This window comes from Roseateles sp., from assembly GCF_052436255.1.
In the GTDB taxonomy this organism is placed as follows: domain Bacteria; phylum Pseudomonadota; class Gammaproteobacteria; order Burkholderiales; family Burkholderiaceae_C; genus Pelomonas.
Genome location: NZ_JBQVNP010000001.1, coordinates 53,962 through 66,144 on the forward strand (window position 1 = coordinate 53,962; position 12,183 = coordinate 66,144).

Here is a 12,183-nt window from a genome sequence, read left to right on the forward strand (position 1 = left end):
GTGGGTTGTCTTGGTTCCGCTGGCCATCTTGTGGTGCCTGGTGGCCTGGGCGATGGCGGCGCCGTGAACGCAGTCATCTTGCGCGACCTCATCGTCGCCCATCGCGGACAGCTCGCCGTGGGGCCGCTGTCGGGCGCTTTTGAGGCCGGCACCGCGACGGCCATCGTCGGTCCCAACGGGGCGGGCAAGAGCAGCCTGCTTGCTGCCATTGCCGGCCGGCTTCTGCCTGTGCAAGGCAGCGTTTCGATCAGGCCAGGCCTGCATCACGCGTGGCTGGAACAACACGCCGCGATTGACCGCAGTCTTCCCCTGGCCGTTGCAGACCTCGTGGCTTTGGGCGCCTGGCAAAGCATGGGGCTGTGGCGCGGGTTGGGACGCGATATGCGCAGACGCGTGGAAGGTGCACTGGAGGCCGTCGGCCTCGCAAGCCACCTGAAGCGGATGATCGGTGAACTGTCCGGCGGCCAGTTACAGCGCGCGCTGTTCGCCCGCGTGCTGATGCAGGATGTGCCGCTCATACTTCTGGACGAGCCCTTCAACGCCATCGATCCGCGTACGACCGCAGACCTGCTGGCCCTGATCTCGCGCTTGCGCGGCGAGGGCCGCACCGTCATCGCGGTGCTACACGATCTCGGTCAGGTGCACGCGCATTTCGACCGCACGCTGCTGCTGGCGCGCGAGCCTATCGCCTGGGGACCGACCTCCGAGGTGCTGACGCCCACCCAGCTCCGCCGCGCGCAGCTGGGCATGTCGGGCTGGCATGTCGGAGAGGATATGGCGGCATGACGCTCTACGCGCTCGCCATCTCTCCCTTCGTGGAGTTCGGCTTCATGCGCCGCGCCCTGGTGGCTTGTCTTGCGCTGGCCTTGGGCAGCGCGCCGGTCGGGGTGTTGCTGGTGCTGCGCCGCATGAGCCTCGTCGGGGACGCGATGGCGCACGCGCTGCTGCCCGGCGCGGCATTGGGGGCGGCCGTGGCTGGTTTCTCGCTGTGGGCCATGAGCGTGGGGGGCTTCATCGCCGCGCTCGCGGTGGCGCTGATGGCCAGCTGGCTGACGCAGCGCACCGCGCAGCGTGAAGACGCTAGCTTCACGGCGCTCTACTTGATCGCACTGGCCGCTGGCGTGATGCTGGTATCCAGCCGTGGCAGCAGCGTGGACCTGACGCATCTGCTCTTCGGCAGCGTGCTGGCGGTGGACGATGAAGCGCTGCTGCTCGTTGCGGGCGTGGCGTCTGCCAGCCTGCTGGCGCTGGCTGCCGCCTACCGGCCCCTGCTCGTTGCCTGTATGGACCCGGCCTTCCTGCGTCAGATGGGTAGCGGCGGCTGGTCCAGCACCTTGCTCCTGGTGCTGGCCGTAGCGAATCTTGTCGCCGGCTTCCAGGCCTTGGGCACGCTGATGGCGGTGGGTTTGATGATGCTTCCGGCCACGGCGGCCCGCTTCTGGGCGGCGCGCATCGGACCGCAGATGGCGGTCGCCGCACTGCTCGCACTGCTGTCAGGCGCGGCCGGGCTGCTGCTTTCCTTCCACGCCGAGCAAGCCTCGGGTCCGGCCATCGTGCTCGTGGCCGGCGGGTTGTACCTGCTGTCGCTGTTGCTGGGTGCCCGCGAGGGGCTGTTGTGGCAGATGCGGCGCGGAAGGCCGTCATGAAGCGCCGCACGCTGCTGGCGGCAGCAGGCGTACCGCTGATGGTTGAGGCAGAGAAGGCGCCATTGCGCGTCGTCGCGAGCTTCTCCATCCTTGCCGACCTGGTGCGCGAGGTGGGCGGGCCGCTCGTCGCCGTGGACAGCCTGGTGGGCCCGGACGCCGACGCCCACGTCTACGAGCCCAAGCCCCGTGACGTGCGCCGCATCGCGGGTGCGGAACTGGTCGTCGTCAACGGACTCGGATTCGAGGGCTGGCTGGAACGGCTGCTCGCTGCCAGTGGCTACCGCGGGCCGGTGGTCGTCGCCACCGACGGCATCAAGCCGCGCCTGGCCGGCCTGAGCGTGGATCCGCATGCCTGGCACGACGCCGCGTTGGCTCAGCGCTATGTCGCCACGCTCGGCCAGGCGCTCACGAAAGCACGCCCCACCGCGCGCGATGCAATCACCGGCCGCGCCGAGACCTACGCCGCTCAGCTGCGCGCCGCTAGCGCTGCGGTACGCCAACGCCTGTCTCGCGTGCCACGCGAGCACCGCCGGATATTCACGTCGCACGACGCCTTTGGCTACTTCGGCGCCGCCTACGGGGTGGATTTCCTGTCGCCCCAGGGGCCGGGCACCGATCATGAACCTTCCGCTGCAGATGTGGCCGCGTTGATCCGGCAGCTGCGCCGCGATCGTGTGCGCGCCGTCTTCGCCGAGAACATCGCGAATGCGCGCCTGATCGAGCGCATCGCCCGCGAGGCCGGCGCCCGCGTGGGCGGGCGGCTTTTCTCCGATGCGCTGTCCGGTCCTGCCGGGCCGGCGTCAACCTACCTGAAGCTGTTCAAGTACAACGCTGACACGATCTGTGCGGCACTCGGTGTCTGACAGTCGCCATCCCGGGTGCCTTTGGCGCAGCCCCTGCAACGACACCTGCTGCCCACCGCCGTCCTGCCCGGCTTCCTCGGTGCCGGCAGACCGCATGGCTCAACCGCGTCCTGCGCAACCGAGAAGGCCGGCGCGTGGCCGTCATCGTCAATGCCATGAGCGACGTCAACATCGACGCCTCCCTCGTGCGCGACCGTGCAGACGTGGACGGCGTGGGCCTCTCGCGTGCAAAGGAGACGTTGGTGGCGATGAGCAATGGCTGCATCTGCATCGGCCGTGATGCTTGATCGGAGGACTTCTGCTTCCTAAGCGGTCGGACGCGCTCTACCGGTCCAAACTCGGGGGGCAGCAAGGTTTTCGCTAACCCGGCACGAGCACTTCACAGGCTACTCTCCACGCTCAGCAGGTGCCCCGGGGCGTCGGCGCGGTTCAGCTTACTTGAAGGCCAACATGATCAAGCAGCTTCTTATCTATGAAACCGCGGTGCCGGTCTCGGCGGCCCGTCACGGCAAGGTGTCGCTGGCCCCCAGCCCGGACTACGCCTTCTCCGCCGGCATCAATGCCGCACCTTTGATGGCTGTGGAGTTTCTTCGTGCGGCGACCGAATATGCCATTGTCTTCACCATGGCCGGCGACGACGTGATACCTGCCGCCGTGCTTGGGGTCAAGGACGACCAGAACCTCTTTCTCGGTGCTGACCGTCAGTGGCAAGCGAAGTACGTCCCGGCATTCATTCGCCGCTACCCCTTTGTTTTTTCGCGCAATGACGAGGGCAACACGCTGACCTTGTGCATCGACGAGTCGCACCCGGGCGTCAACCGCGAAGGCAATGGCGAGCGCCTGTTCAACGACGACGGAAAGCCCACGCCTTATGTCGAGCGGGTGCTCAAGTTCCTGCAGGAGTACCAGGCGCAGTTTGAGCGCACCCGCGCTTTCGGCCGTCGCGTGCACGAACTCGGCCTGCTCGAGGCCATGCAAGCCGAGGTCACGACGCCCACCGGTGCCAAGCTTTCCCTGAACGGTTTCCATGGCGTCAGCCGCGAGAAGCTGCGCCAGCTCAGCGGCGAGGCTTTGGCCAGCCTGGCCAAGACGGACGAGCTGGAGCTGCTCTATCTGCAACTGCACTCGATGCGAAATTTCGTCGATGTGAAGGACCGCCTGCTCGGCGCACTGGCTGACGAAGAGCCGCCTGCGGTGACAGCACCGGCCCCGGAAAGCGTGCAGTGACGCGCGCGCGCGGCCTGCCCGCTAGCGGGCAGTGTTGCGCCCCGCGCCGACGCACGAGCTGAAGCACCAGCGGCGCGATGCAGAAAACCGCCCCGGTCTATTCCCTGGCCGACGAGCAGCGCTCCCGCAGCGAGTCGACCGCGTGGGCTTCTTTCACGGCGCCCAGCGACAAGGCTGAGTTGTTCGCGTCCTGGCTGGCGCTGCTGGCCGCGCGCATTGCGCGTTCGCGCGCGGCAGTGCTGCTGACGCGTGAAAGCGCGGCAGGCGCATTCAGCGTTGCCGCGGTGTGGCCGGACCCGAGGCGTGACATGCAATACCTGTCGCCGGTGGCGCAGCGGGTGCTGCAGACGCGCGAGGGCGTGGTCAGTGCGCCGGACGGCGAGAACCCGCCCGGCGTCGATGGCCAGGCCCACGTCGGCTATCCGGTCGAGGTGGCGGGGCAGCTGTGCGCTGCGGTTGTCTTCGACCTCGGCCCCGGACCGATGGCCGAACTGCAGATCGCGTTGCGCGACATCCACTGGGCGGCGGCCTGGCTGGTCGACCACTTCCGCGCGCTGGCCCTGGCCGAACGCGAGGCCGAGCTCGCGCGCGCCGCGCTGTTCAACGAGGTGCTGGCCACGGCGATGCAGCACCACCGACTGCAGCCGTCCGCGCTTTCGGTCGTGAACGAACTTGCGCAGCGCCTGCGCTGCGACCGCGTCTCGGCGGGGTTCGAGGCGGCGGGTCAGGTGATGCCGCTGGTGATGTCCAACACCGCCACGTTCGATCAACGCTCTGACCTCGTCCGCTGGGTGGGCGAGGCCATGGACGAGGTGCTCGACCTGGGCGTGCCGGTCCAGGTGCCGGTGCCCGAGAACGAGCCGCTCGGCGCACTGGCGCACGCCGACAGTGCGCGCCAGCTGGGCGTGATGGCCATGCTCTCGGTGCCCGTGCGTGAGCAGCAGCAGACCATCGGCGTACTGACCCTGGAGCGCATCGCCGGCCCGGCGTTCACGGCGGCCGAGCTGGGTTTGGCTGCGGCGCTGGGCGTGCTGCTGGGGCCCTACTGGGGCCTGCAGCGGGCCCGCGAACGTGGCACGCTGGCGCAGCTGCGCGCGGGCGCGCTCGACGGTGTGCGCGAGCTCACCGGGCCGCAGCGTCCGGGACTGAAGCTGGCCGGCGTGGCGGCCCTCGTGACGCTTGCCGTGGTGGCGTTGTGGCAGACCGACTACCGCGTTTCGGCGCGTACCGTGGTCGAAGGCTCGACGCAGATCGCCGCGGTGGCGCCTTTCGACGGTTTCGTCGCCGAGGGCTTGGTGCGTGCCGGTGACACCGTGCGCAAGGGGCAGCCGCTGGCGCGCATGGACGACCGCGACCTGCGCCTGGAACGCTCGCGCTGGCTGGCCGAACGGGAACAATTGCAGCGCCGCTACCAGGTGGCGCAGGCCCAGGCCGACCGCGCCGCCATGGGAGTTCTGGCAGCCCAGGTCAACCAAGCCGAGGCCCAGCTGTCGCTGGCCGAAGAGCGCCTTTCACGCACCACGCTGGTGGCGCCCTTCGACGGCGTCGTCGTTTCGGGCGATCTCAGTCAGCAGATCGGCTCGCCGTTGCAGACCGGGCAGCCGATGTTCGAAGTCGCGCCGCTGCAGGGCTTCCGCGTGATGATGCAGGTCGACGATCGCGACATCGCCAGCCTGGAGGTGGGGCAGCGTGGTGAGCTGCTGCTTTCGGGTCTGCCCGACCGCAAGTTGCCCATCAGCGTCAAGCGCATAACGCCCGTGGCCACGCAGCAGGACGGGCGCAACGTGTTCGCGGTCGAAGCCGCCATCGACGGCACCGCCGGTGCCGCGCTGCGCCCGGGCATGCAGGGCATCGGCAAGGTCGCCGTCGGTGAACGCAGCCTGTTGTGGATCTGGACTCATGGCTTCGTCGACTGGGTGCGTCTGACCGCCTGGACCTGGACACCCTGAGGGGCGGGCCATGCTTGACGCGCCGCTGGAAAGCAGCCTCTGGTACCGCGTTGCCGACTTGCGCCCGCGCCTGGTGGCGCGCGCACGGCTGCACCGTCATATCTACCGCGGCACCGTCTGGTACCTGTTGCAGGACCCGGCCACCGGCCGTGTACACAGGTTCACGCCCGCCGCGCGCCTGGTGCTGGCAGCGATGGACGGCCAGCGCAGCGTGCGCGAGCTGTGGGGCATCGCCGGCGACAAGATGGGTGACGACGCACCGACGCAGGACGAACTGATCCAGCTGCTGGGTCAGTTGCACGGAGCCGACCTGCTCGCCACCGACGTGCCGCCGGACGCGCTGGAGCTGTTCGACCGTGGCCAGCGGGAGGCGCGCGTCAAGCGCCGGCGGTCGTGGGCCAACCCGATGGCCATCCGCATACCGCTGTGGGATCCGGGGCGCTTCCTCGATCGACATCTGGCCGCTTGCCGCACGCTGTGGAGCCGCGGCGCCGGCCTGCTCTGGCTGGCGGTGGTGCTGCCCGCCGTGCTGCTGCTGCCGGCGCAATGGGGCGAGCTGACCGGCAACCTGTCCGACCGCGTGCTCCAAGCCGACAACCTGCTGCTGATGGCGCTGATCTTTCCGCTCATCAAGGCGCTGCACGAGATGGGGCACGCCACGGCCACGCGCGCCGCCGGTGGCGAGGTGCATGACATGGGGTTGATGATGCTGGTGCTGATGCCGGTGCCTTACGTTGATGCGTCGGCGGCCAATGTGCTGCGCTCACGTTGGCAGCGGGCCCTGATCGGCGCCGCCGGCATGGTGGTCGAGCTCTTCATCGCGGCGCTGGCCTTCTATGCCTGGCTGCTGATGGAGCCCGGGGTGGTGCGCGCGGTTTGCTTCAACGTGATGTTCATCGCCGGCATCTCCACGCTGATCTTCAACGGCAACCCCCTGCTGCGCTACGACGCGTACTACATCCTGGCCGACGTGGTGGAGCTGCCCAACCTGGCGGCGCAGTCGGCGCGCTACTGGGGCTACCTGCTCAAGCGCTACCTGTTCCGCCTGCGCGAGATGGAGTCGCCCGCGCAGACGCGCGCCGAGCGCCTGTGGTACGGGTGCTACGGCATCGCGTCGGCGGTCTACCGCGTCTTTGTCTCGCTGGCCATCGCGTTGTTCATCGGCACGCAGTTCTTCTTCATCGGTGTACTGCTGGCCCTCTGGGCTGTGGTCATGATGACGATCATGCCCTTGGGCAAGGCCGTCAAGGCGCTGGCGGCGGTGCCCGAGGCGCGTGAACGCAGTGGCCGCGTCTGGGGCACGGCCGTGGTCAGTGTGGCGCTGATCGTCGCCGTGGTCGGCTTCCTGCCGCTGCCGCACCGCACCGTAGCGCAGGGTGTGGTCTGGCTGCCCGAGCAGTCCATCGTGCGTGCCGGTGCACCGGGTTTCTTCCGCAGCTTCGAGGCGCCGCCGGGTAGCCTGGTCGAGCCAGGCACGCTGCTGGCCCGCAGCGTGGACCCGGCGCTCGACGCCGAGGTGAGACTGCTGCAGGCCCGCGTCGACGAGCTCGATGCCAGCTATGCGGCCGAGTTCGTCGCCGACCGCACGCGCGCCGAGATCGTGCGCGACCAGCTCCAGCATGCGCAGGCCGCGCTGGAACGTGCCCGCCAGCGCAGCCAGGGCCTGGTGGTCGCTGCGGCCACGGCGGGTCGCTTCACGGTGCCCAAGGCCAGCGACCTGGCCGGCCGCCACCTGCAGCAAGGCGGCATCATCGGCTACGTGCTCGGCGACACGCCGCCGGTGGTGCGTGTGGTGCTCGACCAGGCGGCGGTGGACGACGTCACCACGGCCACGCGCGACGTGCAGGTGCGCCGCGCCAGCGAACTGCGCCAGACCTGGCCGGGCCGGGTCGTGCGTCAGGTGCCTGCTGGCCTTGACGAGGTGCCCAGCGCGGCACTGACGCCTTCCGGCGGCGGCCTCATCGCCACCGACCCACGCGACCCCAAGGGCTTGCGCACGCTCGAACGGGTGTTCCAGCTCGACGTCGAGGTCGATGCCTTGGCGGGCCGCGAGCTGCGCTACGGTGAACGGGTGCACCTGCGCTTTGCGCACGAGCCTGCGCCGCTGGCAGCCCAGCTCTGGCCGCCGCTGCGCCGCCTGTTCCTGCGCCACTTCAGTGTCTGACCACCATGTCTGAGGCCCTGCTGCTGCGCCTGAGCCCGCGCGACCTGGCCAGTGGCCGGCCCTATGCCGAACGCGACGAACGCCCCCCGGCCTGGCACGACGAACTGGCGCTGGGCCTGTGGCACGGCGCGGTGCGCCCGCTGTGGCGGCAGTTCGGCGGCCATGCCGCGAGCGCACAGCGGGTGGTGGCGCTGACGCGCAGCTTCGAGGCACAGATGGCCGCGCTGGACGACGCTGCCTTGCGCACACGCGCCGCTGCGCTGCGCCACGAACTGCGGCGCAGCCAGTTCGGTGCCGAGCCCACGGCGCACTTCTTCGCGCTGCTGCGCGAGGTGGCCGGGCGCGTGCTGGGCAAGCGCCACTACGACAGCCAGGTCCATGCGGGTTGGCTGCTGCTGCACGGTGCGCTGGTCGAGATGTCCACGGGCGAAGGCAAGACCTTTGCCGCCACGCTGCCGGCGTGTACGGCCGCGCTGGTCGGGCTGCCAGTGCACGTGGTCACCGTCAACGACTACCTTGCAGCGCGTGACGCAGAGGCCATGGGCCGGCTCTACGCATTCTTCGGCCTGCGCTGCGGCGCCATCGTGCACGAACAGACGCGTGAGCAACGCCGGGGTGTCTATGCCGGCGACATTGCGTACGCCAGCAACAAGGAACTGACTTTCGACTATCTGCGCGACCGCACGGCCTTGGGCGACCGCGCGAGCCCCCTGCACCGCGCCGTGGCCCAGGCCGCAGGCGGCTCGACCGGCCCTGCGACGGTGTTGCGCGGGCTGGCGTTTGCCATCGTCGACGAGGCCGACAGCGTCTTCATCGACGAAGCGCGCACGCCGCTCATCCTGTCGGCCACCTTGCCCGGCGGCCAGCGCAGCCGCATCGTCGGCTGGGCGCTGGCCTTCGCCGCCGGCCTGCAGCCGGGGGTCGACTTCGAGGTCGAACGCGCCTTCATGCGTGTGCGGCTGACCGACACGGGCCGCGACCGCATCGAGACCCTGGTGGACGACGCCGCGCAAGTCGATGAATCCGTGGCCGCCGTGATGCCCGTCGACACCGACCTGCCATCCGGTGCGACGCGCCGCGGCTGCACCGAAGCCGTGACGCAGGCGCTGTCGGCGCTGTGGCTCTACCACCGTGATCAGCAGTACGTGGTCGCCGACGGCAAGGTGCAGATCGTCGATGAATCCACCGGCCGTGTCATGGCCGACCGCGCCTGGGAACGCGGCCTGCACCAGATGATCGAGGCCAAGGAGGGCCTGGACGTGACCGGCGAACGCGTGACGCTCGCGCGCATCACCTACCAGCGCTTCTTCCGCCGCTACCTGCGCCTGGCCGGCATGACCGGCACCGCCACCGAGGTGGCCGCCGAGATCGGCCGCGTCTACGGCCTGCCGGTGTGGCGCGTCCCGTTGAACCGCCCGTCGCGGGCGCGCCTCGCGCTGCCGCGCTGCCTGCGCAGCAGCGACACGCGCTGGGAAGCGGTGGTGGCGAGCGTGCACGAACACGCGGTCGAGCGCGGCCGGCCGGTGCTGGTGGGCACACGCACGGTGCTGGCTTCGGAACAGCTGTCGGCGCGCCTGGCGGCGGCGGCGATTCCGCATGTGGTGTTGAACGCCAAGCATGATCGTGATGAGGCCGAGATCATTGCCCGCGCCGGCGTCGCCGGGACCGTGACGGTTGCCACCAACATGGCCGGGCGTGGCACCGACATCGTGCTTGGCCCGGGCGTGGCCGAGCGCGGCGGGCTGCATGTCATCCTGAGCGAATACCACGAGTCTGCGCGCATCGACCGCCAGCTCTTCGGCCGTGCCGCGCGCCAGGGCGACCCGGGGAGCGGCGAGGCCCTCGTGGCCGTCGACGACGAGCTGTTCCGCATCCACGCGCCGGCGTTGGCCGCGCTGGCGCAGCGCTGGCTGGCCGTGCGGGCCGAGCTGCCGGTAGCGATCATTTGGCTGTTGCGCCGCGCGGCGCAGGCCTCGGCCGAGGCGCGCAACCGCAGCGCGCGCACGGCCAGTCTCAAGCAGGACCGCCGTCTGGCGGCCGTGTTGGCGTTTTCCGGGAGAGGCGAATGAACTTGCGACCCATCGTGGTCTTGTGCATGGCGGCCCTGGCAGGGCTGCCGGTGGGGGCCCAGGGCACCGCACCGGCTGCTGCGGCGCCGCGGCCAGCCGCCGCTGTTGCGGCCGCCCCGCCTGCCGAGGGCGGCGTCGAATGTCTGCTCGAACCCTCGCAGCTGATCGAGGTGCGTACACCGGTCGACGGCATCATCGCCACCATCAGCGTCAACCGGGGCGACACCGTCCGCCGCGGCCAGACGCTGGTGGAGCTGCAGTCGCAGGGCGAGCGTGTGGCCGTCGACCTGGCGCGCATGCGCAGCAAGCTCGAAGGGCAGGTGGTTGCGGCGACGAACCGGATCGACTACTCCACCAAGCGACTGGCCCGACTGGCCGAGCTCGAGAAGGACAACTTCACCTCGCCGCAGGCACGCGACGAAGCCGATGCCGAGAAGCGACTGGCCCAGGCCGAACTTCAGTCGGCGCTGGAAGGCCGTGAGCTGGCCAAGCTGGAGCTGCTGCGGGCCCAGGAACAGCTGGCGCTGCGCACGGTTGCGGCGCCGTTCTCGGGCGTCGTCGTCGACCGCATGCTGAACGTTGGTGAACTGGCCGAGGCCGGCAGCGGCCGCAAGCCGGTGCTGAAGGTCGCCCAGATCGACCCCATGCGCGCCGACGTGGTTCTGCCGGCGGCGCTCTTCGGGCAGGTCAAGGTAGGTACGAAGGCAACGGTGCGCGCGCGCGTCGGTGGCGGTCAGTTTCCGGCCATCGTGCGCAGTGTTGACCGCATCATCGACGCCGCCAGCGGTACCTTCGTCGCCCGGCTGGAGGTGCCCAACCCCAACGGCCAGGTGCCGGGCGGTTCACGCTGCGCGGCCAGCATCGACGGCCTGTCAGTACCGGCGCGGGCCCGGCCATGAACACGAGCACGACATCGGCCCGTGCCGCTGCCCTGTGTCAGGCGTTGCTCTGTGCAGGCGTGCTGAGCACCGCGCACGCTGCAGGCCTCGGCGACGTGCTTGACGTGGCGCGTGCCAGCGACGCGCAGTTCGCCGCTGCGCGAGCCGCCGCGCAGTCGGGGCGGGAGCGGCTGCCGCAGGCGCTGGCTGCCATCCGCCCCAACGTCAACCTCAACTACAGCATGCGCCGCAATCGCGACGGGTCCACCGCCTTTGACAGCACGCTGGGCTACGACGCGTCCAGCGCCGTGCTGACGGTGGTCCAGCCGGTGTTCCGCCTGCTCAACAAGGCCACCATCGAACAGGCCGAATGGCAGGTGCAAATGGTCGAGCAGCAGCTGGCGTTTGCCGAGCAAGACCTGTTGCTGCGCGTGGCCCGTGGCTACTTCGACGTGCTGCAGGCCCAGGACGAGCTGGCCGCCGCCACGGCGCAGAAGGACGCGCTGGCGCAGCAACTGGCGCAGGCCAAACGCAGCTACGAGGTGGGCACCGTGCCGGTGACCGATTTCAACGAGGCGCAGACCCGCTACGACCTGGCGCGAGCCCAAGAAATCGCCACGCTCAACGACCTTGAACTGCGGCGGCGCGTGCTCGAACGCATCACCGCGCGACCATTGCCACCGCTGGCGCGGCTGTTGCCGCAGGCCGGCGCGCCATTGCTCAGCGCGCAAGCGCAAAACGCGCTGGTTGAGGCTGCGCCGCGCGACGCGCTGCCGGTGGTCATCGCCCGTCTGGCGGTGGAAGTGGCGACCAAGGAGATAGCCCGTCGCGAGGCCGGTCACAAACCGACCCTGGATCTGTTCATGAATATCGGCATGAACCGCAATACCAACTACGGGCGATTCGGTGGCACCGACACTCGGCAGACCAGCATCGGCGTGGAGATGAGTTTCCCCGTCTACCAGGGTGGCGCGGTCAGCTCGCGCACCCGCGAGGCGATCGCCGACCGGCTGCGCGCCGAGGAAGAACTGCTCAACGCCCAGCGCCAGGCGCTGCTCGAGGCGCAGCAGGCGCAGCTGGGTGTGCAGTCGGGCAGTGCGTTGACCGACGCACTCGACCAGGCGTTGCGTTCGGCCGAGACGCAAGTGCGTAGCACGCAGCGCGGCCAGCAGGTGGGTGTGCGCACGCGCGTGGACGTGCTCAACGCGGAGCAACAGCTCTTCGCCACGCGACGCGACCTGGCTGCGGCGCGCTATCGCACGCTGGTGGCGGGTCTGCAGCTCAAGGCAGCGGCCGGCGCTTTACGCGAGGCCGATCTGCGTGCGCTGGACGCGCTACTCGGCGATTGACGCCAGGACCGGCGTCACGCCGAGACGTTGCGACCCGA

The 12,183-nt window shown here is 69.7% G+C and carries 9 protein-coding genes and 1 pseudogene; all 10 read left to right on the top strand.

Features of this window, described 5'->3' with window-relative positions; genetic code table 11:
- Nucleotides 1–63: 63 nt before the first annotated feature.
- The 10 genes and pseudogenes from ACT6S0_RS00235 (at nucleotide 64) to ACT6S0_RS00280 (ending at nucleotide 12,145) form a co-directional block, all read left to right on the top strand.
- Nucleotides 64–786 (top strand): metal ABC transporter ATP-binding protein, encoded by a 723-nt coding sequence (locus ACT6S0_RS00235; RefSeq protein WP_444761950.1) that lies wholly within the window; start codon nucleotides 64–66, stop codon nucleotides 784–786.
- A complete protein-coding gene (locus tag ACT6S0_RS00240; protein WP_444761951.1) occupies nucleotides 783–1,646 on the top strand; it encodes a metal ABC transporter permease in 864 nt (287 codons plus the stop codon). Before ACT6S0_RS00235 ends, ACT6S0_RS00240 begins: the two co-directional genes overlap by 4 nt.
- Nucleotides 1,643–2,509: a metal ABC transporter solute-binding protein, Zn/Mn family gene (locus tag ACT6S0_RS00245; RefSeq protein WP_444761952.1), complete on the top strand. Its 867-nt coding sequence runs from the start codon at nucleotides 1,643–1,645 to the stop codon at nucleotides 2,507–2,509. The genes ACT6S0_RS00240 and ACT6S0_RS00245 overlap by 4 nt, the downstream gene beginning before the upstream one ends.
- 21 nt (nucleotides 2,510–2,530) lie before the next feature.
- Nucleotides 2,531–2,778 (top strand): annotated as a pseudogene (locus ACT6S0_RS00250) (GTP-binding protein); the annotation flags it as partial.
- Between the two features lie 181 nt (nucleotides 2,779–2,959).
- Complete coding sequence (locus ACT6S0_RS00255) at nucleotides 2,960–3,736, top strand: SapC family protein (protein WP_444761953.1); 777 nt, start codon at nucleotides 2,960–2,962, stop codon at nucleotides 3,734–3,736.
- A 77-nt stretch (nucleotides 3,737–3,813) separates the two neighbouring features.
- Nucleotides 3,814–5,685: an efflux RND transporter periplasmic adaptor subunit gene (locus ACT6S0_RS00260; RefSeq protein WP_444761954.1), complete on the top strand. Its 1,872-nt coding sequence runs from the start codon at nucleotides 3,814–3,816 to the stop codon at nucleotides 5,683–5,685.
- 10 nt (nucleotides 5,686–5,695) lie between these two features.
- Entirely contained in the window at nucleotides 5,696–7,849 is a 2,154-nt protein-coding gene (locus tag ACT6S0_RS00265; RefSeq protein ID WP_444761955.1) for a site-2 protease family protein, read from the top strand.
- A gap of 5 nt (nucleotides 7,850–7,854) precedes the next feature.
- Complete coding sequence (locus ACT6S0_RS00270) at nucleotides 7,855–9,918, top strand: preprotein translocase subunit SecA (protein ID WP_444761956.1); 2,064 nt, start codon at nucleotides 7,855–7,857, stop codon at nucleotides 9,916–9,918.
- Nucleotides 9,915–10,817, top strand: a complete 903-nt coding sequence (locus ACT6S0_RS00275; RefSeq protein ID WP_444761958.1) for an efflux RND transporter periplasmic adaptor subunit — start codon at nucleotides 9,915–9,917, stop codon at nucleotides 10,815–10,817. Before ACT6S0_RS00270 ends, ACT6S0_RS00275 begins: the two co-directional genes overlap by 4 nt.
- Nucleotides 10,814–12,145: a TolC family outer membrane protein gene (locus ACT6S0_RS00280; RefSeq protein WP_444761959.1), complete on the top strand. Its 1,332-nt coding sequence runs from the start codon at nucleotides 10,814–10,816 to the stop codon at nucleotides 12,143–12,145. The genes ACT6S0_RS00275 and ACT6S0_RS00280 overlap by 4 nt, the downstream gene beginning before the upstream one ends.
- The last annotated feature ends 38 nt before the right edge of the window (nucleotides 12,146–12,183 follow it).